This window comes from Bradyrhizobium lablabi (assembly GCF_900141755.1).
In the GTDB taxonomy this organism is placed as follows: Bacteria; Pseudomonadota; Alphaproteobacteria; order Rhizobiales; family Xanthobacteraceae; genus Bradyrhizobium; species Bradyrhizobium lablabi_A.
Map to the genome: position 1 here is coordinate 393,047 of NZ_LT670844.1, position 25,283 is coordinate 418,329.

Annotated in this window: 25 protein-coding genes; 15 read left to right on the forward strand and 10 right to left on the reverse strand. The window is 63.3% G+C overall.

The window, feature by feature from the left end; genetic code table 11:
• Positions 1–234 precede the first annotated feature (234 nt).
• From lptF to B5526_RS01885, 11 genes are all read left to right on the forward strand, one after another.
• Positions 235–1,404, forward strand: a complete 1,170-nt coding sequence (gene lptF, locus B5526_RS01835) for an LPS export ABC transporter permease LptF (protein ID WP_079536408.1) — start codon at positions 235–237, stop codon at positions 1,402–1,404.
• The gene (gene lptG, locus B5526_RS01840) at positions 1,401–2,498 is read left to right on the forward strand and encodes an LPS export ABC transporter permease LptG (RefSeq protein ID WP_079536409.1); all 1,098 of its coding nucleotides are present in this window, start codon (positions 1,401–1,403) and stop codon (positions 2,496–2,498) included. The genes lptF and lptG overlap by 4 nt, the downstream gene beginning before the upstream one ends.
• Positions 2,498–4,996: an LPS-assembly protein LptD gene (locus B5526_RS01845; protein ID WP_079536411.1), complete on the forward strand. Its 2,499-nt coding sequence runs from the start codon at positions 2,498–2,500 to the stop codon at positions 4,994–4,996. Before lptG ends, B5526_RS01845 begins: the two co-directional genes overlap by 1 nt.
• Before the next feature lie 67 nt (positions 4,997–5,063).
• Complete coding sequence (locus B5526_RS01850; protein ID WP_079544620.1) at positions 5,064–6,002, forward strand: SurA N-terminal domain-containing protein; 939 nt, start codon at positions 5,064–5,066, stop codon at positions 6,000–6,002.
• Between the two features lie 3 nt (positions 6,003–6,005).
• Positions 6,006–7,010 carry a 4-hydroxythreonine-4-phosphate dehydrogenase PdxA gene (gene pdxA, locus B5526_RS01855; protein WP_079536412.1) on the forward strand — a complete coding sequence of 335 codons (1,005 nt, stop codon included), beginning with the start codon at positions 6,006–6,008 and terminating at the stop codon, positions 7,008–7,010.
• Entirely contained in the window at positions 7,007–7,873 is an 867-nt protein-coding gene (gene rsmA / locus B5526_RS01860; RefSeq protein ID WP_079536414.1) for a 16S rRNA (adenine(1518)-N(6)/adenine(1519)-N(6))-dimethyltransferase RsmA, read from the forward strand. Before pdxA ends, rsmA begins: the two co-directional genes overlap by 4 nt.
• Positions 7,874–7,886: 13 nt before the next feature.
• The gene (locus B5526_RS01865) at positions 7,887–8,945 is read left to right on the forward strand and encodes an alcohol dehydrogenase (RefSeq protein ID WP_079536416.1); all 1,059 of its coding nucleotides are present in this window, start codon (positions 7,887–7,889) and stop codon (positions 8,943–8,945) included.
• Positions 8,946–9,019: 74 nt separating this feature from the next.
• The gene (locus B5526_RS01870; protein ID WP_244562175.1) at positions 9,020–10,261 is read left to right on the forward strand and encodes an ABC transporter substrate-binding protein; all 1,242 of its coding nucleotides are present in this window, start codon (positions 9,020–9,022) and stop codon (positions 10,259–10,261) included.
• A gap of 89 nt (positions 10,262–10,350) precedes the next feature.
• Positions 10,351–11,718 carry a caspase family protein gene (locus B5526_RS01875; protein WP_079536417.1) on the forward strand — a complete coding sequence of 456 codons (1,368 nt, stop codon included), beginning with the start codon at positions 10,351–10,353 and terminating at the stop codon, positions 11,716–11,718.
• 31 nt (positions 11,719–11,749) lie between these two features.
• Positions 11,750–12,265 carry a hypothetical protein gene (locus B5526_RS01880; RefSeq protein WP_079536419.1) on the forward strand — a complete coding sequence of 172 codons (516 nt, stop codon included), beginning with the start codon at positions 11,750–11,752 and terminating at the stop codon, positions 12,263–12,265.
• Between the two features lie 156 nt (positions 12,266–12,421).
• The gene (locus B5526_RS01885) at positions 12,422–13,219 is read left to right on the forward strand and encodes a hypothetical protein (protein ID WP_154071082.1); all 798 of its coding nucleotides are present in this window, start codon (positions 12,422–12,424) and stop codon (positions 13,217–13,219) included.
• An 8-nt stretch (positions 13,220–13,227) separates the two neighbouring features.
• Here the strand turns inward: B5526_RS01885 and gmk are convergent, their stop codons facing one another.
• The 7 genes from gmk to fabD form a co-directional block, all read right to left on the reverse strand.
• Positions 13,228–13,887: a guanylate kinase gene (gmk, locus tag B5526_RS01890; protein ID WP_079536422.1), complete on the reverse strand. Its 660-nt coding sequence runs from the start codon at positions 13,885–13,887 to the stop codon at positions 13,228–13,230.
• 3 nt (positions 13,888–13,890) lie between these two features.
• Positions 13,891–14,778, reverse strand: coding sequence for a YicC/YloC family endoribonuclease (locus tag B5526_RS01895; RefSeq protein ID WP_079536423.1), 888 nt, complete (start codon positions 14,776–14,778; stop codon positions 13,891–13,893).
• A gap of 141 nt (positions 14,779–14,919) precedes the next feature.
• Positions 14,920–16,188 carry an endolytic transglycosylase MltG gene (gene mltG, locus B5526_RS01900; protein WP_079536425.1) on the reverse strand — a complete coding sequence of 423 codons (1,269 nt, stop codon included), beginning with the start codon at positions 16,186–16,188 and terminating at the stop codon, positions 14,920–14,922.
• Between the two features lie 132 nt (positions 16,189–16,320).
• On the reverse strand, positions 16,321–17,586 hold the full coding sequence (gene fabF, locus B5526_RS01905; RefSeq protein WP_079544622.1) for a beta-ketoacyl-ACP synthase II: 1,266 nt from the start codon (positions 17,584–17,586) through the stop codon (positions 16,321–16,323).
• A gap of 97 nt (positions 17,587–17,683) precedes the next feature.
• On the reverse strand, positions 17,684–17,923 hold the full coding sequence (locus B5526_RS01910) for an acyl carrier protein (protein WP_006610957.1): 240 nt from the start codon (positions 17,921–17,923) through the stop codon (positions 17,684–17,686).
• A 330-nt stretch (positions 17,924–18,253) separates the two neighbouring features.
• Positions 18,254–18,991: a 3-oxoacyl-[acyl-carrier-protein] reductase gene (gene fabG / locus B5526_RS01915; protein WP_079544623.1), complete on the reverse strand. Its 738-nt coding sequence runs from the start codon at positions 18,989–18,991 to the stop codon at positions 18,254–18,256.
• A 16-nt stretch (positions 18,992–19,007) separates the two neighbouring features.
• Positions 19,008–19,967, reverse strand: a complete 960-nt coding sequence (gene fabD, locus B5526_RS01920; protein WP_079536427.1) for an ACP S-malonyltransferase — start codon at positions 19,965–19,967, stop codon at positions 19,008–19,010.
• Positions 19,968–20,358: 391 nt separating this feature from the next.
• Here fabD and rpsF point away from each other — a divergent pair, with 391 nt between their 5' ends.
• The 4 genes from rpsF to rplI all read left to right on the forward strand — a co-directional run bounded on the left by rpsF (position 20,359) and on the right by rplI (position 22,843).
• Positions 20,359–20,829, forward strand: a complete 471-nt coding sequence (gene rpsF / locus B5526_RS01925; protein ID WP_079536429.1) for a 30S ribosomal protein S6 — start codon at positions 20,359–20,361, stop codon at positions 20,827–20,829.
• 5 nt (positions 20,830–20,834) lie between these two features.
• The gene (gene rpsR / locus B5526_RS01930) at positions 20,835–21,074 is read left to right on the forward strand and encodes a 30S ribosomal protein S18 (protein ID WP_002711478.1); all 240 of its coding nucleotides are present in this window, start codon (positions 20,835–20,837) and stop codon (positions 21,072–21,074) included.
• Between the two features lie 122 nt (positions 21,075–21,196).
• Complete coding sequence (locus B5526_RS01935) at positions 21,197–22,186, forward strand: hypothetical protein (RefSeq protein WP_079536430.1); 990 nt, start codon at positions 21,197–21,199, stop codon at positions 22,184–22,186.
• Between the two features lie 54 nt (positions 22,187–22,240).
• Complete coding sequence (rplI, locus tag B5526_RS01940; RefSeq protein ID WP_079536432.1) at positions 22,241–22,843, forward strand: 50S ribosomal protein L9; 603 nt, start codon at positions 22,241–22,243, stop codon at positions 22,841–22,843.
• Between the two features lie 35 nt (positions 22,844–22,878).
• Here the strand turns inward: rplI and B5526_RS01945 are convergent, their stop codons facing one another.
• The 3 genes from B5526_RS01945 to B5526_RS01955 all read right to left on the reverse strand — a co-directional run bounded on the left by B5526_RS01945 (position 22,879) and on the right by B5526_RS01955 (position 25,113).
• A complete protein-coding gene (locus B5526_RS01945) occupies positions 22,879–23,340 on the reverse strand; it encodes a PaaI family thioesterase (RefSeq protein ID WP_079536434.1) in 462 nt (153 codons plus the stop codon).
• A complete protein-coding gene (locus tag B5526_RS01950) occupies positions 23,337–23,945 on the reverse strand; it encodes a TetR/AcrR family transcriptional regulator (RefSeq protein WP_079536436.1) in 609 nt (202 codons plus the stop codon). The genes B5526_RS01945 and B5526_RS01950 overlap by 4 nt, the downstream gene beginning before the upstream one ends.
• A 97-nt stretch (positions 23,946–24,042) precedes the next feature.
• Positions 24,043–25,113 carry a hypothetical protein gene (locus B5526_RS01955; protein WP_079536439.1) on the reverse strand — a complete coding sequence of 357 codons (1,071 nt, stop codon included), beginning with the start codon at positions 25,111–25,113 and terminating at the stop codon, positions 24,043–24,045.
• Between the last annotated feature and the right edge of the window lie 170 nt (positions 25,114–25,283).

The following is a 25,283-nucleotide window of genomic DNA, read 5'->3' on the forward strand; positions in this document are numbered from 1 at the left end:
CCCAAGACATGTCGCTGCCAAGCCGCGGTCGTGGCTAGGGGGCCACAGCCCTGGTTTTATTAACCATTTTCTAAGGGTGCCACGGCGCAGCCATTTTGTTGACGGATCAAAGGGATGGTAGTGAGAGAGTGAACCGGCTGGACGGGCGACGCCGCGACCAATGGGGATCCCGAATTCGGGATTGGTCGCGGCCGTCAGCTCCAGTTCGCGGGGGGTGGGGATCGTGCGGTAACGATGGGGTCGATCGACAGGTATATCTTTCGCACGACGCTTGCGTCGTTTGCGCTGGTTCTGGTCAGCCTGACGGGGGTGATCTGGATTACGCAGGCGTTGCGCGGCATCGACCTGATGACGAGCCAAGGTCAGACCATCCTGACCTTTCTCGGCGTCACCAGCCTGGTGATCCCGGCGCTGGTCTTGGTGATCTCGCCGATCGCGCTGATGATCGCGATCTCGCATACCCTCAACAAGCTCGCCACCGATTCCGAGATCATCGTCATGAACGCGGCCGGCTTCTCGCCGTTCCGGCTGTTCCGCCCGTTCATCTATGCCACCTGCGTGGTGGCGGTCCTGGTCGCCTTTATCGCCGCCTATCTCGCCCCCGACGGCATGCGGCGGATTAAGCAATGGGACGCCGAAATCACTGCGGACGTGCTCACCAACATCCTGCAGCCCGGCCGCTTCGCGCAGCTCGATCAGAACCTCACCATCCGGATTCGGGAACGGCAACCCGGCGGCCTTCTGGTCGGCATCTTCATCGATGACCGCCGCGATCCGAAGGAGCGCGTCAGCATCGTCGCCGACCATGGGACTGTCGTGAAAAACGAGGGCGGCTCGTTTTTGATTCTCGAGGATGGAAATCTCGAGCGCTTCGAAATCGACAAGCGCGATCCGGCGCTGGTCGCGTTCGCCCGCTACGGATTCGACATGTCGAAATTCTCGAATCAGGGCCACGACGTCGCCTTGGGCATTCGCGAGCGCTACCTCTGGGAGTTGATCTCGCCGCCGGACGACGATCCGGTCTACCTGCAGCTGCCCGGCCAGTTCCGCGCCGAGCTGCATGACCGCTTCATGTCGCCGATCTATCCGTTCGCGTTCGCCGCCCTCACCTTCGCCTTTCTCGGGGCGCCGCGCACCACGCGCCAGAGCCGCAACTTTTCCATCGGCAGCTCCATCCTCGCGGTGTTCGGCTTGCGCATGGCGGGATTTGCCTGCTCGGTCATGGCGGTGAAATCGCCGTTCGCTCCGATCGTTCAATATTTGATGCTCCTTCTAGCGATCGGCGTCAGCCTCTGGATCATCATCGGCGGCATCGTCATCGAGCCGCCTGCCTCATTGATCGAATCCATCAATAATGCGAACGCGCGCCTGTTACGGCTTTTTGGGCGGCCTGCCACAGCATGAGCATGATGACGAACACGCTTGGGCGATATTTCGCCGGCCGCTTCGTGGTCTCGGCGCTCGGCGTGTTCGCCTCGATCTTCGTGCTGCTGGTGCTCGTCGACTACATCGAGATGGTCAGGAAGACCTCGGGGCTGGTTTCGGCCTCAGCCATCACGGTTGCCGAGACCTCGCTGTTCCGCGTGCCGCAACTGCTCGAAAAGATGATGCCGTTTTGCATCCTGATCGGCGCCATGACCTGCTATCTGGCGCTTTCGCGACGGCTGGAGCTCGTGGTGGCGCGCGCCGCGGGCGTCTCTGCCTGGCAGTTCATCGCCCCGGCGCTGGCGAGCGCCATCGTGCTCGGCATCCTGGCAACGACCGCCTATAATCCGATGTCGGCGAACTTGCGCGAAATCTCCAAGCGGATGGAGGCGGAGCTGTTCGGCTCCGCGCCCGGCGGCGGCATCCAGGACGCATCCGGTTTCTGGATCAATCAGGTCAACGCCGATGGTCAGGCCATCATCAATGCCGCGCGGAGCGAGCAGCAGGGCGTGCGTTTGACCGGGCTGACGGTGTTCCGATTCGATACCAATTACCAGTTCAAGGAGCGGATCGAGGCGCGCGAGGCGACGCTCGAAGACGGCCAATGGCTGTTCAAATCGGTGCGCCGCTATTCCCTCGACGGCCCGCCCATCGACGAGGACCGTTTCACGCTGGCGACCAGCCTGACGCCGGCCCAGGTCCGCAACAGTTTCTCCACACCGGAAACTGTGTCTTTTTGGCAACTCCCGAGCTATATCCGGTCCTCGGAAAGCTCCGGATTTGCGACCGCCGGCTACCGGCTGCAGTACCACAAGCTCATCGCACAGCCGTTTTTATTGGCTGCCATGGTCATGCTGGCGGCGTCCGTCTCGCTGCGGTTCTTCCGCTTCGGCGGCGTGCAAAAGATGGTTTTGAGTGGCGTGGGTGCAGGCTTTCTGCTCTACGTGCTGTCAAAAGTAACTGAGGATTTGAGCAAGGCTGAGTTGATGCATCCGATCGCTTCGGCGTGGCTGCCCGTGTTGGTGGGCGGCCTCACCGGCTTTTTGGCCTTGCTGTACCAGGAGGACGGGTAGTGGCAGTTAGCGCCGCCCTCCAGAGAAGCACGCCTGCGTTCAGGCGGCGCACCGTCGTGCGCCGTCGCGGTGGTCGCTTGGCTGGCGCGATTGGACTCGTCCTTGCGCTGGTTGTCGCACTGATTTTCGCCGCCGCCCTCAGTATCGGCCTGACCACCCCGGCCTCGGCGCAGGGCTTTACCTACAATCCAAGGCCGCCCCACCCGTTGCCGCCGCGCACGGCCAACGATGGGCAGATGCTGGTCCAGGCGGTCGAGGTCGATTACGACTACAACAATTCTCGGGTATCGGCGGTCGGCAACGTGCAGCTGTTCTATAATGGGACAAGCGTCGAGGCCGACAAGGTTATCTACGATCAGAAGACCAAGCGACTGCACGCCGAGGGCAACATCCGCATGACCGATGCGGAGGGCAAGATCACCTACGCCAACATCATGGATTTGAGCGACGATTACCGCGACGGGTTCGTCGATTCGCTGCGCGTCGACACCGCCGACGCGACGCGGATGGCGGCGACCCGCGCCGACCGCACCAGCGGCAACTATACCGTGTTCGAAAACGGCGTTTATACCGCCTGCGCCCCCTGTAAGGACGATCCGAAGAAGCCGCCGCTGTGGCAGGTCAAGGGCGCGCGGATCATCCACGACCAAACCGACAAGATGTTGTATTTCGAGAACGCCCAGCTCGAATTCTTCGGCATTCCGATGGCCTATATGCCGTATTTCTCGACGCCCGATCCGACCGTCAAACGCAAAACCGGATTCCTGATGCCGAGCCCCTCCGAGGCTTCGACCTACGGCTACGGCGTCGAAACCCCGTTCTACTGGGCGATCGCTCCCGATTATGACGCGACCTTCAACCCGCGCTTCACGACCCGGCAGGGCGTCCTGCTGCAGGCCGAATTCCGTCAGCGCCTGATCAACGGATCGTATCAAATCCGCGCCTACGGCATCGACCAATTGGACCCGGGCGCCTTCGCCGGTCAGCCCGGAGACCGGCAATTCCGTGGCGGCGTCGACACCAAGGGCCAGTTCTCGCTCAACGACAAGTGGGTGTGGGGCTTCGACGGCGTGCTGCTCACGGACTTCTTCTTCTTCTCCGATTACAGGCTGGCGCAATACAAGGATTCGATGGGCTCGTTCCTGAGCCTGCCGACGGAAGCGATTTCCCAGCTTTATCTGACCGGCGTCGGCGACCGCAGCTATTTCGATGCGCGCACCATCTACTATCTCAGTTTTTCGGGTAACCAGCAGCAGGTGCCCGTGATTCACCCGGTGGTCGATTATTTCAACGTGCTCAACTACCCGATCTTCGGCGGCGAAGTCAGCTACAAGACCAACTTCACCAGCCTGACCCGCAATGACGCCGCCTTCGACCCGATCACGACGACGGCCAACACCCTTGGCCTGTGCACGGTGGCGTCCGCCGATCCGCTGGCGCGGACTCCGTCGCAGTGCCTCTTGCGTGGTGTGCCCGGGACCTACACCCGGTTAACGGCTGAGGCGCAGTGGCGAAAATCGTTCACCGATTCCGCGGGCGAAATCTGGACGCCGTTTGCAATTCTGCGCGCGGACGCAATCGACGCCTCGATCTCGAACCAGCCGGGCGTTTCTAACTTTCTCCCGGTCGGCGACACCCAGGCGCTGCGGGTGATGCCGACCGTCGGCCTCGAATACCGCTATCCCTTCATCAACGTTCAGCCCTGGGGCACCACGACGATCGAGCCGATCGCGCAGGTCATCATTCGTCCCAACGAACCTTACGCCGGAAAGCTCCCCAACGAAGACGCGCAGAGCCTGGTGTTCGACGCCAGCAATCTGTTCAGCGTCGACAAATTCTCAGGCTACGACCGCGTTGAAGGCGGCGGCCGCGCCAATGTCGGCGCCCAGGCGACGACGCAATTCGACCGCGGCGGCGCCGTCAAGGTATTGTTCGGCCAGTCCTATCAACTGTTCGGCCTGAATTCCTTCGCGGTTCACGATACGATCAATACCGGCGTCGATTCCGGCCTGGCGACGCCAAAATCGGACTATGTAGCCAGCGCCGAATATTCGCCCAACCGAACCTATACGTTCAGCGTGCGCTCGCGCCTCGATCAGGCGACGCTTAACGTGCAGCGTTTCGAGGCCGAGGGCCGCGCAAACTTCGACCGCTGGTCGGTGAGCCTGACCTACGGCGATTATGCCGCGCAGCCTGATCTCGGATACCTGACCCGTCGCGAAGGGCTGTTGGCCAACGGCTCGATCAAGTTGGCCACCAACTGGGTGATGACGGGCGGCGCCCGATGGGATCTCGAAGCCAACAAGATCAACCAGTACATCATCGGCGCCGGCTATGTGGACGACTGCTTCGTGCTGGCAGCCAACTACGTCACGTCCTACACCTACACCGCGGGCACCACGCCGCCGGTGCTCAATCACGCTTTCATGCTGCAGATCGGCCTGCGGACCCTTGCCACGACGGCGGCATCGGCGAGTGGTGCCACGGGTATCCAATAGAACTGGCGCCGGCACGCCGCCGGAGGACGGATTCCCGGCGCCCCCAATTGATATGGCGAATATGATCATGACGACCACATTCTCTCATCGCCTTTCACCGCTCATCCTGGGTTGCGCAGCGGCGCTGATCCTGATGGGTTGCGGCTCGCCGCTGCGTGCGCAAACCGTCGCCGTCATGGTCAACGGCGAACCCATCACCAATTACGATATCGAACAGCGCAGCAAGCTGGATACGCTTTCGACCCACAAGCCTGCCGACCGGCAGCAGGTGATCAACCAGCTGATCGACGAAAAGCTGAAGATCAAGGAAGCCAAGAAATATGGCGTCGACCCTAGCTCCACCGATATCGACCAGTCGTATGCCCAGATGAGTTCGCGGATGCGGATCACGCCCGAGCAGCTGACAAAATCGCTCGAGAGTCAGGGCATTCGGTCCGATACGCTGAAGAACCGCATCAAGGCCGACATGGTCTGGACCAGCCTCGTCCGCGGACGCTACAAGGAGAGCCTGCAGGTCGGCGAGAAAGACGTCGCCGCGGCCGTCAAGGTCAGCGGCGGCGACGAGAAGCAGGAGGCCGATGCATTTGAATACAAGATGCAGCCGATCGTCCTGCTCGTGCCGCAGGGATCCGCACCCGCCGCCATCGAAGCAAGGCATAAGGAGGCCGAGGCGTTGCGTGGCCGCGTGCAGAGCTGCAATGACGCGAACGCTCTCTTCAAGTCGATGCAGAACGCAGCGATCCGCGAGGCGGTGGTCAAGACCTCCGCCGATATGCCGGCGGTGCTTCGTGAATTGCTCGACAAGACGCCCATCGGCCATTTGACGCCGCCCGAAGTGACGAAACAAGGCATTGAGATGGTTGCGCTGTGCGACCGGAAGCCGACCACCGTCGACACGCCGAAAAAGCGGGAAATCCGGGAAAAGATGTATGCCGAAAAATACGACGCGAAGTCGAAAGCATACCTGCAGGAAATCCGCAAAGCCGCGATGATCGAATATCGTTGACGCATGGCAAAGCCACTGGCGCTGACCTCAGGCGAACCCGCCGGTATCGGACCCGATATCACCATCAAGGCATGGCTGCGGCGGAGTGAACTGAAGCTACCGGCATTCTACCTGCTTGGCGATCGCGACTTCCTCGCACACCGGGCGAAGGCGCTTGGACTAAGTGTCAGGCTTGCCGATGTTCGCGCCGAAGAAGCGGAGGCTGCTTTCGCGAACGCGCTGCCGGTCGTGGCCACTGGCCAGGCGGCGACGGCGGCGCCTGGCCAGCCCGACGGCACCAGTGCGGACGCGGCCATGGCCTCGATCCGCCAGGCGGTCGCCGATGTCATCGCCGGGCGGGCCAGCGCGGTGGTCACCAATCCGATTGCCAAGAGCGTGCTTTACCGCGCCGGTTTCAGGCATCCCGGTCATACCGAGTTCCTCGCCGAACTCGCGGCGACCGGGGCCCATACGCCTCAGCCGGTCATGATGCTGTGGTCCCCTGCCCTCGTCGTCGTGCCCGTGACCATCCATCTTGCGCTGCGCGATGCGATCGCGCGGCTGTCGAGCGAACTGATCGTCAGCACCGTGCGCATCGTGGTGGCGGATCTGAAAGCCCGCTTCGGTCTCGCCCATCCGCGCCTTGCGGTATCCGGCCTCAATCCGCACGCCGGCGAAGACGGTTCGCTCGGCACCGAGGACCTCACCATCGTGGCGCCCGCCGTCGAAACCCTGCGCGGCGAAGGCATCGACATCAGGGGGCCGCTGCCGGCCGACACCATGTTCCACGACGCCGCGCGTAAAACCTACGACTGCGCGATCTGCATGTATCACGATCAGGCGCTGATCCCGGTCAAGACGCTGGCCTTCGACGAGGCCGTCAATGTCACTCTGGGATTGCCGTTCATCCGCACCTCGCCGGACCATGGCACGGCATTCGACATTGCCGGCACCGGCAAAGCCGATCCGTCCAGCCTGATCGCGGCGCTGCGGCTGGCGGCGCGGATCGCGGCGACGCAGGGCGCATGAGCGCAATCGACGACCTTCCGCCGCTGCGCGAGGTCATTCGTCAGCACGGTTTGTCGGCACGCAAATCGCTCGGCCAGAATTTTCTGCTCGACCTCAATCTTACCGCGCGGATCGCGCGTGCCGCAGGCCCATTGGAAGATGCCAGCGTCATCGAGATCGGCCCCGGTCCCGGCGGGTTGACCCGCGCGTTGCTGGCGATGGGCGCGCGCCACGTCATCGCCGTGGAACGCGACCAGCGCGCGCTTCCGGCGCTGGAGGAAATTGCAAGGCGTTACCCGGGGCGGCTGGAAATTGTCTGCGCCGACGCGCAAGCCTTCGATCCGCGGCCCCTGCTCGGGAGCACGAAAGCGAAAATCGTCGCCAACCTGCCCTACAACATCGCAACCGCGCTTCTGATCGACTGGCTGTCGATCGAGCCGTGGCCGCCCTGGTACGACATGATGGTCTTGATGTTCCAGCGCGAAGTGGCCGAGCGCATCGTCGCGCGCGAGAACGAGGAAGCCTATGGGCGGCTCGGCGTGCTCGCCAACTGGCGTGCCGAGACCAAGATCCTGTTCGACATTTCTCCCGCGGCCTTCGTGCCGCAGCCCAAGGTCACCTCGTCGCTGGTGCGACTGGTGCCGCGCGGTACGCCGGAAGTGTGCGACCGCCGCGCGCTGGAGCAGGTCGCAGCCGCAGCCTTCGGCCAGCGGCGGAAAATGCTGCGGCAAAGCCTCAAATCGCTGTCGGTCGATCCGGCCCGGCTGGCCGCTGCAGCCGGCGTCGATCCGACGCGGCGCGCCGAGACTATCCCGGTCTCGGGCTTTGTTGCCATGGCGCGCGAATTGGCCGATATACGAAATGAAAAATTGAAAACTCCCTGAGGAGAGAAACGCCATGGCGCCGATGCGTCGCCAATCCCTGGTCAAATTCGATGCGCCGCTGTGCGAAACCATCGTCGAGACGCCGAAGCCGCAAGGCAAAGAAGTCCTGGTCCGGATCGAGCGCTGCGGGCTGTGCCATTCCGACCTGCACATCCAGGACGGTTACGCCGACCTCGGCGGCGGCAAGAAGCTCGACACCACGCGCGGCATGACGCTGCCATTCACGCTCGGCCACGAGATCGCGGGAATCGTCGAGGAAGTCGGGCCCGACGTGTCGAAGACCCTGATCGGCACGAGGAAAGCGGTGTTCCCGTGGATAGGCTGCGGCCAGTGCCGGGATTGCGCCAATGGCGACGAAAATCTCTGCATCAAGCAGCGCTTCCTCGGCGTTGCCATCGACGGCGGATTTGCCAGCCACGTGCTCGTACCCGATGCCAAATACCTCCTGGATTACGATCCGCTGCCGGTCAACCAGGCGGCGACCCTGATGTGCTCCGGCGTCACCGCCTATGGCGCATTGAAGCGCCTGGTCGACCGGCCGCGGCAGCGCAATCTATTGCTGATCGGCCTCGGCGGCGTCGGTATGATGGGACTCTCGTTCGCGCAGGCGATGTTCAAGCAGAAGATCGCGGTGGCGGATTTGAGTCCCGCCGCGCGCGAGGCGGCGCTGGCGAGCGGCGCCGCTGTCGCCTACGATCCGGCCGAGCCCGACGTGGTCAAGCGCATGATCAAGGAGACCGAAGGCGGATTTGACGAAATCGTCGATTTTGCGGGCAACGAAAAATCCATGGCGTTTGCGGTCTCCGCGGTCGCGCGCGGCGGCAAGATCGTGGTGTCGGGATTGATGGGCGGCAATTTCAGCCTGCCGATGGTGCAATGGATCTACAAGCGCATGACCATCGAGGGCTTCATGGTCGGAACGCTGGCTGAAGCGCATGAATTGATGGCCCTCGCCCGCTCCGGAAAAATAAAACCGACGCCGATGCGAGAGGAGCCGATGGGCGACGTCCAGAAATGGATCGAGGCGTTGCGGGCCGGAAAGGTCGTGGGGCGCATCGTGCTGAAGAACTGAGGCAGAGCATCTCGGAAGCCTCGCCAACAGAGGCAGAGTGCCATCCAAGCCTCGCTTGAACAGGGAGGACTGAAATGGCTTGGAGGAAACCGACACCGGGCGCCTTGGCCGTGCCCCGGCTGATGTTGGTCGCGACCGCCTTGGTCGCTGCCGCTTTGGTCGCGACGCCCGCGCTGGCGCAGAAACGATACGGCCCCGGCGTCACCGACACCGAGATCAAGATCGGCACCACCACGCCCTATAGCGGCCCGGCGTCGGCCTATTCGGCCGGCGCGATCTCCACCACCGCGTATTTTGCGATGATCAACGAACAGGGCGGCGTGAACGGCCGCAAGATCAATTACATCAGCCTCGACGACGCCTATAGCCCGCCGAAGACGGTCGAGCAGATCAGGCGGCTGATCGAAAGCGACGAGGTGCTGTTCCTGGTCAATCCGGTCGGCACCGCGACCAACATGGCGGTGGTGAAATACATCAACCAGAAACAGGTGCCGCATCTTTTCATCGGTACCGGCGCGACCGTCTTCAACGACCCCGAGCACTATCCGTGGACCATGAGCTGGACGCCGCATTACGCATCCGAGGGCGAGATCTACGCCAGATATATTCTTTCGGTAAAGCCCGACGCCAGGATCGGCATCCTGTCGCAAAACGACGATCTCGGCCGCGACTATATCCTCGGCTTCAAGCGCGGGCTCGGCGATAAGGCATCGACGATGATCGTCTCGGCCTTGACCTACAATACCAGCGATCCGACGGTCGATTCGCAGGTCGTGTCGTTGAAGGCGGCCGGCGCCGACATGTTCGTCATCTTCTCGGTGCCGAAATTCGCAGCGCAAGCGATCCGCAAGGCCTACGACATCGACTGGCACCCGCAGGAGTTCGTATCCAGCGTCGGCTCCTCGATCGCAGGCGCGATCAGGCCCGCCGGCTTCGCGGCCGCCAAGGGCATCATCTCCGCGGCTTACCAGAAAGACCCGGCCGACCCGCAATGGCGCGACGATCCCGAGATGAAGGCCTGGAACGCATGGATGGACAAGTACAACCCGCACGTCGACAAAAGCGATTACTACGCGCCTTACGGCTATAACATCGGCACCGCGGTAGTGCAGCTCCTCAGGCAATGCGGCGACAACCTCACCCGCGAAAACATCATGAAGCAGGCGTCGCATCTGGACATGGAGTTGCCGCTGCTGCTGCCGGGCATCAAGTTGAAGACCGGCCCGACGGATCTGCGCCCGATCAAACAGATGCGGCTGGTGCGTTTCGACGGCTCCCGTTACGTGCTGTTCAGCGACGTGCTCGCGAGCGAATAATCTGGTCTCGAAAAGGTAGCGGCGGTGCTTTTCGCGGCGCCCCGCGCCTGATAACCTGCCGCCATCATATTCGCGGGGATGCATTGGGGATGCGCCGGCCGCTTTTCGAGGGGACTGCAATTAGCGGCACGCTGCCGGCGCTGATTGCCCTGCTGTCGCTTTTTTTCGCAGCTCCCGCTTCGGCGGAAAGGCGCGTTGCGCTCGTGGTCGGCAATTCCGCCTATCAAAACATCGCCCGGCTCGACAATCCCCGCAACGATGCGGTGCTGATGGCCGATACGCTCGGCGGCCTCGGCTTTACGCTGATCGGCGGCCATGCCCGGCTCGATCTCGACAAGTCCGCGCTGGACAATGCCATCCAGGACTTCGGGCGGCAAATCCAGGGCGCCAACGTCGCGCTGTTCTACTATGCCGGCCACGGCGTTCAGGTCTCAGGCTCGAACTATCTGGTGCCGGTCAATGCCAATCCGACGCGCGAGGCCGACGTCGATTTCCAGATGGTGGACATCAACCTCGTGCTGCGCCAGATGCAGGGCTCCGGCACGCGCCTCAACCTCGTGATCCTCGACGCCTGCCGCAACAATCCATTCGGCGCCCGCGGCTTGCGCTCATCCGATGGCGGCCTTGCCCAGATGCGGGCGCCGGAAGGCACGCTGATCTCCTACGCGACGCAGCCGGGCAGCGTCGCCCAGGACGGTAGCGACGGCCACAGCCCCTACACCAAGGCCTTGGCAATGACCATCCGGCAGGCCGGGCTCGATATCTTTCAAACCTTCAACCAGGTCGGGCTTGCTGTGAAGCGAGAGACCGGCGGCTCGCAACAGCCGTGGGTGTCGTCGTCGCCGATCGACGGCAACTTCTATTTCGTGGCGCCGGCTGCAATTGCGGCGCCACAGGCTGCCATCGTGCCGTCGCAGCCGCCGCGGCAGGCCGATCCGCTGCGCCCCGACCCCGACTTTGTGCCGATCAAGGATGCCGCGCTGCTGCGGGAATTGAGCGAGCGCCTCTACGCGCACAATTTCGATCCGGAGACGCCGGACGGCAAAGACGGCATGAAGCTCGCGATCAGCAAGTTTCAGGAAAAAACCAGCATGGCGCCGACCGGCGAAGCAACCGAGGGGGTGCTGATGCGGCTGCGAAGCATGGACGATCTGAAGCCGTGGGGATCGATCGTCTATGGCCCCGACAACGATAAATGGGGGATCTCCTGGAATCACGCCTCGCGCAAGGCGGCCGTCGAGGATGCGCGCTCCAAATGCGGTGCCAGCAAATGCGCCATCGAACTGAGCTTCTACGGAAGGAGCTGCGGGGCATTCGCGTTTTCAGGAAAATCATGGTCGCTGGTTCAGCGTGACAGCGTGCAAAAGGCCAAGGATGCCGCGCTTGACGAGTGCGGCGGGACTGGCAAATCTTGCCGCATTATCGGGGCGGTCTGTGCCGATGGATCTGGCCGCTAGATTTAAACCCAAATCATTGGAAACCTTTTTAATGCAAAGCGCCATTCGACATCTCACTCAGATCACCCTTCTCGCTGCCTTGCTTGCCGTCATGATCGGTCCTGGTACGGCGCTGGCCCAATCCGGCAGCGCCGGCGGCAGCATCGGCAATGACGAAAAATCGCTGTCCGGTTCGCGATCGGTTGAACCCGAGCGGCCCGCCCGGCGCAGCAAGCCCGACACCGAAGAGCCGCGACGATCCACCTCACGACGCAGCGGCGGCGGTGGTGGCGGAGGCGGAGGGGGCAATTTCGACGGGGCGTGGGTCGTCGTGTCCGTCGGCACCACCTGTTCCGGCAGCAGCAGCACGGCGGTCGTCGTAAGCAGCGGCAAGATCATCGGCCAAGGCCTCACCGGAAGTGTCAGCCCGGGCGGGGCGACCAGCTCCGTCGGCAATTACGACGGCATCACCGTCGTCAGCTCCGGCCACGTTTCCGGCCGCAGCGGCTCCGGATCGTTCAAGCGGTCCGACGGATGCGTCGGGCGCTGGACCGCCTCGAAGCAGTAGCGCCGACCCAGTTTGCAGCCGTTGGTGGGTTTGGCGGATGTAGCGCGAGCCCGAATTAAGCCGCATGCTGCCCGGAATTGCGGCGCATTGCGACCCAGATTTTCGCGGAGATTTGCAAGGGCTAAAGGGGGCGCGTATCAACTCCCGGAGTTGGAGATGTCAAACTGCGTCACGAAATTCAGATCGGCAATTTTCGCAAGCTGCCTTGCAAGCATCCCGCTGGCAACCATGGCGCACAGCGCCGCGCGCGAGGCCGAACAATGCCTTTCCGGTCCGAAGCAAGAGGCGCCGCAAGGCAGCCACTGGTACTACCGCATCGATCACACCACCAAGCGTCACTGCTGGTATCTCGGCGAGGAGCGCGGCGAGGAGCGCGGCAAGGCTGCGCGAGCCGTCGCATCGAATTCGTCGCGGCGTGCGGCGCCGGAATCGCCAAAGGCAGAAGAAGCGATGCAGCCATCGATCGCGAACGCCCATGCTGAACTGCCCGCGCCGTCGGCGGTCGAACAGCCGACCCACGACGATGCGCCCGCGCCGGTGATACCCAACAATGCTGCGATCGTGGAAAACGCCATGTCGGCGACGAACGCCCCGCGATGGATTGTCGGGTCACGCTGGCCCGATCAGTCGGACGCTTCGCCGCCGGCCCAGCCAGCGCCAGACAAGCCCGCTTCCCCGACAAGCGCCTCTTCGGTCTCGCGGCCGCCGCCGATCGCGGTTGCAGACCAGGTCGCGGCAGCCCTCCCGTCACCGGAAACGCCGGCCTATTCGGTGCCGATGCAGTTGGCCGCGCTGATCGGCGCGCTGGCGATCGCCGGCATCATCGGCGGCATCGCTTTCAAGTTCGGCACCGCACGAGGTCCCGATTTTTCCCGCCTCGCTGATGAGACGGAAGACCGCGACGAACGGATTGCGGACTTCTTCGCACAAATGTCGCGACGACGCTCGAGCTGACGAAGGCGCTATTTTTCCAATTGCCGCTGCAGCTCGCGCACGAAGCCCGAGAGGCCCACCTGCCTTTCGCGCTTGAGCTGCTCGGCGCGCAGGATCGATTTGACCGCCTCGAAGGCGATCCCGATATTATCGTTGACGATGATATAGTCGTAAGCGTCGAAATGGCTCATTTCGTCGCCCGCCTTCCGCATGCGGCCGCGGATCACATCGTCGGAATCCTGCGCGCGGGTGTGCAGCCGCTGCTCCAGCGCCGTCACCGACGGCGGCAGGATGAAGACGCTGACGACATCGTTGGGCGAGCGGCTGCGCAATTGCTGGGTGCCCTGCCAGTCGATATCGAACAGCACGTCCTGCCCCGCCGCCAAAGCGGCCTCGACCGGCGCGCGCGGGGTGCCGTAGCGGTTGTCGAACACATTGGCCCATTCGAGCAGCTCGCCATTATTGACCATCGCGTCGAACCGCTTCTGATCGACGAAAAAATAATCCTTGCCGTCGACCTCGCCGGGCCGTTTCGGCCGCGTTGTCGCCGACACCGACATTTTTAGCGCCGGCGTCTCCGCTACCAGCATGCGCGACAGCGTGGTCTTTCCCGCGCCCGACGGCGATGACAGCACGAACATCAGTCCGCGCCGCTCAACCCCGTCAAAGCCGTGACCGCCAGCCGCCATCCATTACTCCAAATTCTGAACCTGCTCGCGGAATTGCTCGACCACGTTCTTCATCTCCAGGCCGGTATTGGTCAATTCAAGATCGTTCGACTTGGAGCAGCAGGTATTGACCTCGCGGTTGAACTCCTGCGCCAGGAAATCCAGCCGCCGTCCGATCGGTCCGCCCTTGCCGATCATCTCGCGCGTCTGCGAGATGTGGGAAGCGATGCGATCGAGCTCCTCGCGAATGTCGGCCTTGGCCGCGATCAATAGCGCTTCCTGGTTGAGCCGATCGGGATCGAAGCGGTCGCTTGTCTCCAGCAGGGCTGCGATCTGCTCGGCAAGCCGCGCCTTGATCGCCTCGGGCTTGCGGCCGGGAGCGGCTTCCGCCTTCTTGGCCAACTGCTCGATCTCATCCATCCGCTGGATCAGGATCTGCCCAAGCGTTACGCCCTCGCGGCGACGCATCTCGACGAGGTTTTGCAGCGCCTGTTCGAACGCCGCGGCCGCGGCGGCCTTGGCGGCCTTGTCTTCCTCTTCATTGCTTTCCGGCTCGACCACCTCGATGACGCCCTTGATCCCCAACAGCCCATCGATGCTCGGCGCCACTGCGTCGATCTTGCCGGCGAGCACGCCCGCGACCTTCACGATCGAGGCCAGCACGTCTTCGTTGATGCGGACCATCGAGGCGGCATTGGCGCGTTTGACGTTCAAATTGGCGTAGACCGTGCCGCGCGACAATAGCTCGCCGGCCCGCTTCTTGGCGAACGCCTCGAGCTCGTCCCATCCCGGCGGCAGCCGCATGCGCAGATCAAACCCTTTGGCGTTGACCGACTTCAATTCCCACTCGAACGCATACGGTCCGCTGGCGCCATGGCTTCGCGCAAAACCGGTCATGCTCGATAGCGCCATCGCGTGAATTTCTCCGACAGTCAAAGCCATGAGATTCGCAAAGAAACAACTCCGCGACCTTAGCGCTTATTCCCTAAAAGTGGATAACGGTTTTGCGAACAGATGCGCGCAAAATCACTGGTTAACGGCCGCTTGCCGGCGTTATTGCTGAACCACGGGGGGCGCTGCCGTCGATTGCGCCGCGCCCTGCCGCGCCGCAGCCGGGCTGCGCGCGGGCTTTTTCGGCGCCGCCGGCTTCGCGGTCGTCGTGGATGTCGCGTTGGCGTCGGCCGGTGCGCCGGCCGCGGCCGGCGGCGGCGGATCGTCGGCCGGTTCGACGGTGTCGTTCTGGATCTGCTTTTCCATCGCGCGCAGCTTGGCGACGTTCTTCTGATGCTGGTCGTAAGTGTCGCTGAAGGCGTGGCCACCGGTGCCGTCGGCGACAAAGAAAAGATCACGGGTGCGGGCCGGATTGGCGGCCGCTTCCAGCGAGGCGCGGCCGGGATTGGCGATCGGCCCGGGCGGCAGACCGTCAACCACATAGGTGTTGTAAGGCGACGGCTGCTGGATCTCCGAACGCTTGATCGGCCGCCCGAGCGTGCCCTTGCCGCCGACCAGCCCATAGATGATGGTCGGATCGGACTGCAGCTTTATTTTTTGCCGCAGGCGGTTGACGAACACGGCCGCAACGCGGCTGCGCTCATCGGCCTTGCCGGTTTCCTTTTCGACGATCGAGGCCAGCGTCACCAATTGCTCCGGCGTCTTGATCGGAAGGTCCGGGCTGCGGCGTTCCCAGATTTCCGCCAGCACACGCTTCTGCGTTTGCTGCATCCGTACAATCACCTGGTCGCGCGTGGTGCCGCGCGGGAATTTGTAGGTCTCCGGCAGCAGCGTGCCCTCGCGCGGGATCTCCTTCACCGAGCCGGCAAAAATGTCGTTGTCGGTAAGCCGGCCGACGATCTGCTCGGAGGTCAGGCCTTCGGGGATCGTCACCGCGTGCTGCACCACCTTGCCTTCGACGATGGTGCCGATGACGTCGCGCAGGCTGGCGTTCTTCTGGAACGAATATTCGCCGGGCTTGAGTTCGGAGCGCGCCTTCAGCGCGAACACGGCGCCGATGAACGCCCAGCGATTATTGTCAATCACGCCCTCGCGCTGCAGGGTATCGGCGATGTCGGTCATTCCCGCGCGCGCCGGAATGTTGACGACCTTGTCCTCCTGCAACGGCCCCGGCGCCTCGATCTTCTGCCTGCCGTAGTAATAAGCGGCGCCGGTCCCGATCATCAACACCAATACGATGGTGATGATGGCGTTGCCGACCACGACGAACGGATTGCGGGCGCGCTCCGACCGCTTTGGCGGCGGCGGCACTTGTTCCGGCTCCAGCGCGGCACGCGGGCTGCGTGGTGAAATGGGCGGCCTCTCACTCATCGATGCAACCTAAATTCCTGTCGGTTCAATCGTGGCCGCGCGCGATTCCCGCGGCTGCCGGTAGTTTACGCCCAAATCTACGATTTATCACCGAATACGGCGAAACGGTGGAGTCTTCTTGATTGGGCCGCGTCAGTTGGCCACGCGCTGCATGATCACGGATGCGTTGGTGCCTCCGAAACCGAAGGAATTCGATAGCGCAACGTTGATCTCGCGTTTGCGCGGGGCTTGCGGCACGAGATCGATCGCCGTTTCCACCGATGGGTGCTCGAGATTGATGGTCGGCGGGGCGATGTTATCGCGAATCGCCAGGATTGAGAAAATCGCCTCGACCGCGCCGGCGGCGCCGAGCAGATGACCGGTCGATGATTTGGTCGACGACATCGATACCCTGGATGCGGCGTTGCCCAATAGCCGCTCCACCGCGCCGAGTTCGATTTCGTCCCCGACCTGCGTCGACGTGCCGTGCGCGTTGATGTAGTCGATATCGGAACAAGAGATCCCGGCGCGCTTCATCGCCGCGCTCATGCTGCGGAATGCGCCATCGCCGTCCGGCGTCGGAGAGGTGATATGATAGGCATCACCCGACAGACCGTAGCCGATCACCTCGGCATAGATTTTCGCGCCGCGATTTTTGGCGTGATAATATTCCTCGAGCACCACGATGCCGGCGCCCTCGCCCATCACAAAACCGTCGCGATCCCGATCGTACGGACGCGAGGCTTTTTCGGGCGTTTCGTTGAAGGCGGTCGACAGCGCGCGCGACGCGCAAAATCCCGCCATCGCCAACCGGCAAACCGGTGATTCCGTTCCGCCCGCCACCATGACATCGGCATCACCCAGCGCAATCAGCCGGCTGGCGTCGCCGATCGCATGCGCGCCGGTCGAGCACGCCGTCACCACCGCATGGTTCGGACCCTTCAGCCCGTGCTCGATCGACACGTAACCCGACGCAAGGTTGATCAGGCGCCCGGGAATAAAGAATGGCGAGACCTTGCGCGGGCCGCGTTCCTTCAAGAGCAGCGCGGTATCGGCAATGCCGGACAGGCCGCCGATCCCGGAGCCGATCATGGTGCCGGTGGCGCAACGATCTTCTTCGGTGGAAGGATGCCAATTGGCGTCATCGAGCGCCTGCTTCGCCGCGCACATCGCGAAAATGATGAAATCGTCGACCTTGCGCTGATCCTTCGGCTCCATCCACTGGTCGGGGTTGAATGTACCGTCAGAGCCGTCGCCGCGCGGAACGAGGCAGGCGATCCGGCTGGTCAGATCGGAGACGTCGAAACTATCGATCTTCCTGGCGCCGCTCTCGCTGTTGAGGATGCGCTTCCAGGTCGGTTCGACGCCACAGCCAAGTGGCGAAACCATGCCGAGGCCCGTGACGACAACCCGCCTCATATCCACCACTCCAGCCCACGTTCAGCGGCCCACAACAAGAAACCGGTGGACCGCGCGACCACGGCCCGTCCGGCTTCGTCAGCACCGCGCGGGGGCGTCAGCTTTTAGCGTTCTTTTCGAGAAATTTTGTGGCGTCGCCGACGGTCAAAATCGTCTCCGCCGCGTCGTCCGGAATTTCACAACCGAATTCTTCTTCAAACGCCATCACGAGCTCGACCGTATCAAGACTGTCGGCGCCGAGGTCATCAATGAAGCTCGCATTGTCGACCACTTTTTCGGGTTCAACACCAAGGTGTTCGACCACGATCTTCTTAACCCGCTCGCCAATCTCACTCATCGTTCAACCTCGTGCTTGTTCCCATTAGACCCGTCCCCAAAAGACCCGTCACCAAGACGATACGAGCCATCCTGGTCGTTAAACCTTCCTTCGCAACCGCGCATAGTCTTGATTTGGCCAAGTCTTGATTCTGCCAACTCATAGCCGACAAAGGCCCGGCGAACGACGGCAGGCTCCGCAGCCGCCCAATATACAGGGTTTCAAAATCCTGCAATGGCGTTCTTTGCCCATCCGTTGGTGGTTCGGTTATCATACTTCCCAAGCCTTGACTATAAGCCTCGATCGGCCGTCGAATCCGCCATTGGCCCCGCCGAGGGGCCGTTAACCGGCTCAAATCATGGCCATTCCACCGTTGACGTGAATCGTCTGCCCGGTGACATAGGCCGCTTCGTTCGAGCTGAGATAGACCGCCGCCGCAGCAATTTCTTCCGCGGTCCCGAGACGCGCCGCAGGAACCTTCGAAAGAATCGTTTCGCGCTGCTTTTCGTTGAGCGCGTCCGTCATCGGCGTTGCGATAAATCCGGGGGCGATGCAATTGGCGGTCACGTTGCGCTTGGCGTATTCGGCGCCCAGCGTCTTGATCATGCCGATCAGCCCAGCCTTCGAGGCGGTGTAATTGCCCTGGCCTGGATTGCCGGTGACGCCGACCACCGAGGTGATCGCGATGATACGTCCGAAGCGCTTGCGCATCATCAATTTGGTCGCGGCTCGGGCGAGCCGAAACGTCGCGGTCAAGTTGACCTTGATGACCTCGTCCCAGTCCTCGTCGCGCAATTGCACGAACAGATTGTCCCTGGTGATGCCGGCATTGGCGACGAGAATGTCGACCTGGCCCATGGCTTTTTCCGCCGACGGCACCAGTGCCTCGACCTCGGCAGCGTCGGAGAGATTGCAGGGCAGCACATGCACCCTGTCGCCAAGCTTGCCGGCGAGCGCGTCCAGCACCTCGCGCCGCGTCCCGGAAATCGCAACGCTGGCACCCTGCTTGTGCAGCGCCTGCGCGATCGCGCCGCCGATGCCCCCAGTCGCGCCGGTGACGAGCGCCGTCCTGCCTGTCAGATCGAACATCATCGTCTCCCCGGGCTCAAGCCGTTCGCGCGGCAGCGAGCGCTTCTTTCGCGGCAGCCATGTCGTTCGGCCCGCCGACCGAAATCCCAATCGCGCCGTCGGCAATGCGCTTGACAAGCCCGCTCAGCACCTTGCCGGCGCCGATTTCGAAAAACCGCGTGACGCCGTGGCTTGCCATATAAGCCACCGATTCGCGCCAACGCACCGTTCCCGTGACCTGTTCGATCAGGCGGCGGCGGATTTCGTCCGGATCGGTAACCGGCGCGGCCAGCACGTTCGATACCAAGGGCGACGCCGGCCGGTTGATGGTGACCTCCGCCAGCGCTTTCGCCATCACATCGGCCGCGGGCTGCATCAGGGCGCAGTGGAACGGCGCTGACACCGGCAGCAGCATGGCGCGCTTGGCGCCCTTGGTCTTGGCGATCTCGATGGCGCGCTCGACCGCGGCCTTGTCGCCGGAGACCACGACCTGCCCGCCGCCATTGTCGTTGGCGGCCTGGCAGACCTGACCCTGCGCGGCTTCGTTGGCGACCGCAACCGCGGCGTCATAATCGAGACCGAGCAGCGCGGCCATGGCGCCGACGCCGACCGGCACCGCCTTCTGCATGGCAAGGCCGCGGGTGCGCAACAGCCGCGCGGTGTCACCGATGCTCAAGCCGCCGGCAGCGGCAAGCGCGGAATATTCGCCAAGCGAATGGCCGGCCACGAACGCGGCGTCGCGCCCAACCGAGAAGCCGGCCTCGGTTTCCAATACCCGCAGCGTCGCCAGCGACACCGCCATCAGCGCAGGCTGGGCATTTTCGGTGAGTTGCAGGGTCTCGGCCGGGCCTTCCCAGATGATCGCCGTCAGCTTTTCGCCGAGCGCGGCGTCGACCTCGTCGAACACCGCGCGGGCGACCGGGAAGGCTTCCGCCAGGGCCTTGCCCATGCCAACCGCCTGGGACCCCTGCCCCGGAAAAGTGAATGCTGCCGTCATCAAAACCCCTGGAATACGCCTGGCCGCTGGAAATGGCTGAATTGGCGCCGAAAGACACCGCGGAAGACCGTTATGTCAAGCCGCCGCCGGTTCCCGGCCGCCTTCCGTTCGCTTGGCTGGGTTACGCCAATTGTGCCGCCTTGCCTTCGCTTTCACCTGACTTTCCCTTGCCATCGCGGCCAAAATCCGTATAAACCGCGCCATCCGTGGATCCCGGCCGGGAGCTGAACGGACGGTCTCAGCAATCTCACCTTATCGGCGACATTGATGTGGCAGGGCCAGTCGGTCCGTCGTCCCGTGCTTCCGCCTTCTGAGCTTATTTCCGAGTCCTTTCCGAAGGTCTCGAAGGGCTTGCCGCCGGGGACCGCGCCAACACTAGGAAAGGACACCCATGCCTCATTATGAGCATGTATTTCTCGCGCGCCAGGATGCGAGTACCCAACAGGTCGAGGAATTGACCACCCAGATGACCGGCATCGTCGAGCAACTCGGCGGCAAGGTCGTGAAGATGGAAAACTGGGGCGTACGCTCCCTCACCTATCGGATGAACAAGAACAGAAAAGCGCATTTCGTGCTTTTGAACATCGACGGTCCGTCGGCGGCGGTTGCCGAGATCGAGCGGCAGGAACGGATCAGTGAAGACGTCATCCGCTATCTCACCGTTCGCGTCGAAGAGCACGAGGAAGGCCCGTCAGCGATGATGCGCAAAGCCGATCGCGATCGTGATCGCGACGACCGCGGCGGCGGTGGTTTCCGTGGCGATCGCGAGGGCGGCTTCCGTGGCGATCGTGACGGCGGTGGCTATCGCGGCGACCGCGGCCCGCGCCGTCCGCGCGATGACGACGCAGCGATCGAGGAGTAAGGATCATGGCTGAAGCTGGTGCACGCCGTCCGTTTTTCCGCCGCCGCAAGACCTGCCCGTTCACAGGTCCGAATGCGCCGAAGATCGACTACAAGGATTCCAAGCTGCTGATGCGTTACGTCTCCGAGCGCGGCAAGATCGTGCCGAGCCGCATCACCGCCGTCTCCGCCAAGAAGCAGCGTGAACTCGCGCGCGCCATCAAGCGCTCGCGTTTCCTCGGACTGCTGCCTTACGTGATCCGTTAAAAATCCTCGATCGGCGGCACGCGTGCCGCCGATCAAAAAATTCATAAGGCTTCCGGGTCGTCCGGTTGCCGATGGTTGGGGTTCAAAGAACCTCTAACCGCTCGAAAGGAGCGGGACAGCTGATGATCGTGATCGTTTTCATTGCTATCGCCGCCGGCGCCGCGTCGGCATTGATGTTCGCCTCGTTGATCTCGGGCGCGCTGATCTCACTAGTGCTGTTCTACCTGGCGCCGTTGCCGCTGATGGTGGCCGCGATGGGCTGGGGTCCGCTCAGCGCGACCCTCGGCGGCATCGCGGCAGCCACCAGTCTCGGCGCGATCTTCGGCCTGTCCCATTGCATCGCCTTTGCCGTCATGGTCGCGCTGCCCGCCTGGTGGCTCGGGCATCTCGCCCTGCTCGGACGGCCTATTTCCAACGGCGTAGCATCAGGCAATGTCGCATCAGGCAATGGAGCCGCGCCGGTTGCGCCTGATCTGGAGTGGTATCCGGTAGGCCGCGTCCTGCTGTGGATCACAGGCTTTGCCGTACTGACCACCGCGGCGGCGTTGCTCACGCTTGGCACCGATGCCGCCACCATCGCCGGCACGCTGCGGCGGGGCTTGCTGATGATTCTCGGCCTGCGCGACGCCACCTTGACCAATGAGACCGACCAATTGATCGATGCCCTGGTGACCGTCGCGCCGGCCGCGGCCGCGATCTTCGCCACGACGACATTGACGCTCAATGTCTGGCTCGCCGCCAAGATCACCGCGACCTCCGGGCGATTGCACCGCCCCTGGCCCGACCTTAACAGCGCTGCGCTGCCGCCGATGACGCTCGCCGCATTGTGCGCAGTGGTCGCATTCTGTTTTACCGGCGGACTGCTCGCCATCCTGGCGCTGATCGTCGCCGCGGCCTTGATGATGGCTTACGCGCTGGTCGGCTTCGCGGTGCTGCATACGTTGACGCTAGCGCTGCGCAGCCGCGCCTTCTGGCTCGGCTGCACCTATACCATCATGGTGGTGTTCGTCTGGCCCGTGATTGCGCTGGTGGTTCTCGGACTTGCCGACGCCATTTTCGGAATTCGCCAGCGCTATTTGCAAGGGAGGCCGCCGCCTATCCCTGCGTCCTGAAATCACACCTTCAACTTAATCCCCAAACTCTCATCACCTTTAAGGAGACCGAATATGGAAGTCATTTTGCTGGAACGTGTCGCCAAGCTCGGCCAGATGGGCGAAGTGGTCCGCGTCAAGGACGGCTTTGCCCGCAATTTCCTCTTGAAGCGCGGCAAGGCGCTGCGCGCCACTGCGGATAATCGCGCCAAGTTCGACGGCATGAAGGCCGAGCTCGAGGCCCGCAACCTGCAGGCCAAGGGCGAGGCGAGCAAGGTCGCCGAAAAGATCGACGGCCGCAATGTCGTGGTGCTGCGCCAGGCCTCCGAGACCGGTCAATTGTTCGGATCGGTGACGGTTCGCGACATCATCGCGTCGTTTGAGGCCGACAAGGTCACCATCAGCCGCAGCCAGATCATGCTGGACGCGCCGATCAAGACCATCGGCAAGCACAACATCGCCATCGCCGTGCATCCCGAGGTCGAGGTCAGCGTCACCGTGACGGTTGCACGCAGCGCCGATGAGGCCGAACGCATTAACCGCGGCGAGGATATCTCGACCCGTCAGGAAGATCAGGACGCGGCCGCCGAAGCGCTCGCCGCCGCCGGCGAGTTCTTCGATCCGGAAGCCCGCCGTGACGAGGAGGAGCCGCAGCCGGAGACGGCCACCGAAAAGTAACGCACCTCGTATCGGATCGCTCAAGCCCGGCTGGATCAGGCCGGGCTTGGGATTCTGGCCGGCACGTTCTCGAGCATCGCAATCGAGGCCAATGCGGTCGCGGTGTGCTTTTCGACGCCGTCAATGACGCAAAAAACATCGGCGGCAACGACGGCGACCTGGCGTCCGGGTTTTATCACCCGCGCGCGACAGATCAGGCGCTCGCCGGAAGCGGGCGACAACAGATTCAATTTGTATTCCGCCGTCAGCGCGGGCTGGCCGCGTGAGGTCGCAGCGGCGATCGTGGTCGCATTGTCGACCAGGAAAGCGGTGACGCCGCCGTGGAAAAAGCCATGCTGCTGCAACAGCTCACCCCGCCGGTCGACGGCGAGCGTGCATGACCCGCGCGCGAGTTCACAGAGCTCCGCCCCGATATGGGCCATGAATCCCTGCTGGCTGAGGCTCGTTCGGATTCGGTTTGCGATCGGTGCGAAATCCGCCTCGACATCCCCCGTCATGACCGGTCCTCGGTTTCTTGAATGGCTTGCGGAGCGACCAGCGCGCGGGTCGCGCAGGCAATCAAAGTGTCGGCCTGAAGCCGCGGATCGCTGCGGTCGCGACCGGACAGCCAGGCGCGACAGAAAATCTGCGCCGGTCCGATGATCTGGCTGAAGAACAACACCGGCGTCATCGGCAATAAGTCGCCGCGCGCGATCAGCGGCGCGCGCCATCGCTCGATGCCTTCGGCGAGCCGCGCGTTCTGCGCGCGCTGCGCGTCGCGCACGGCCTCGGTCCATTCGCCGCGGGAAATCTCGAACAGAAAGCGGGCTTCGCGCCGGTTGTTCACCACCCAGTCGAGATGGGCGCGGATCAAACGATCGATACCGTCCTGCGCGTTCGAGGACGGCTCGATCGCAGCCAGCACGGCTGCGTGATAACGCTGCAGCACTTCCAGAAACAGCGTACCGGCCAATTCCTTCTTCGATCCGAAGAAATGGAAGAAGCTGCCGTTCGAAGCCCGCGCCCGGGTCCGGATGGCCGCAACCGTCGCGCCCTCAAAACCATCGCGATCGAATACGGCAAGTCCCGCGGCCAGCAGATCCTCGCGTGCCCGAACGGCCATGATCCCTCTCTCGCGCTGCGTGGATCACTACTCTAGAGTATTGCTCTAGTAGCGGTCAAGCCAAGGCCGCCGGCCGGAAATTCGGACGCGCAAAAGCCTATTGGGAGATCGGTGGCGCCGGCGGGCCGGCGGGTGCCACTGGAGGCGGCGGGGGCGGCGCTGAGGCCGTCGTCACCGGCGGCGGCGCCGACGGCGCGGCAGGCGCAGCGGCGGATTGCGTTGGGCTTGCCGAGGGTGAGCTTACCGAGGGTGGGCTTGCCGAGGGTGCTGATGCAGGTTCCGATGCCCCGGTTGAAACGGCCGCGGACACCGCTGGCGGCGCCGGCGTGACCGGGGGAACCGGATCGGGCCGCAGCACCGGGGTCGAGCCGCCGCCGGCCTCCTTCGGCGTCTCGATCTTGGCCGACTCCGACTTAGCCTCACCGGACGGCTTGGCGGCCTCCTCCTTGGCGGCTTCGCCCTTCGGCTGGTCGTCCTTGGGCGTCTCGCCCTTCGCGGGCTCCTCGGTCTTGGCGGAATCGGTCTTGGCGGAATCAGTCTTGGCGGAATCAGTCTTGGCGGACTCGGCTTTGGGAAGCTCTTCGACGCCCGGCCTACCCCGCCTGCTCAACCGCTTGCGGCCGTCGGGGCCGCGCTCGATGGCAGCCTGGGCCGGAGCTTGTCCCTCCATGGCCGGCGCCTCTCCCGGGCGGGCCAGGCGCTTGGCGTTGCGGCCGTGAACTCCATCGATATCCGCCGGCTTCGCGGCCTCGCGCGGCTCAACCTCGGGCTTGGCGGCCTCCTGCGGTGCGGGACGCAGCCTGCGGCCAAACCGGTCGAGTTGATCGGCCGCGCCGGGGGGCTTGGCCTCCCCCTTCCCATCCTTGCCGTCCTTGGGCTGGGCATAGCGGGTATCGGTCGCCCCATTGGAGACCAGAAAAGCCGACAGCAGCGAGGCCATCTCGGGACTGGTGGTGTAGTGCTGGCGCAAGAAGCTCTGCAGCGATCCCGCCGGCACGGTCTTCAACAAGCCCCGCGGGCTCTTGTGGCAGGCGTTACAAGTGCCGGCGAAAATCTGGGATGGGCTCTTGCCGGCTTCGAGATTTGTCGCCTGAGCCCATGCCGGGGCGGCCGCGAAACCGCTGATCAGAAGCATCACCGTCGCTAAACTGAGCGCTCGGCTCAACATTCTTAAATTCTCCGATTGCGGAAATCGCTTCCACCGCCGTTCAAACGGGCTACCTGCGGCGGTCACCTTTTAGCCGATTATCCCGCGAATGGAAGCGCGCTTATGGCGCAGCTAAGTGAATGTCACATTTGGGAATATCCGCTTTGTGTACAACGCACTAGCGGGCCCGC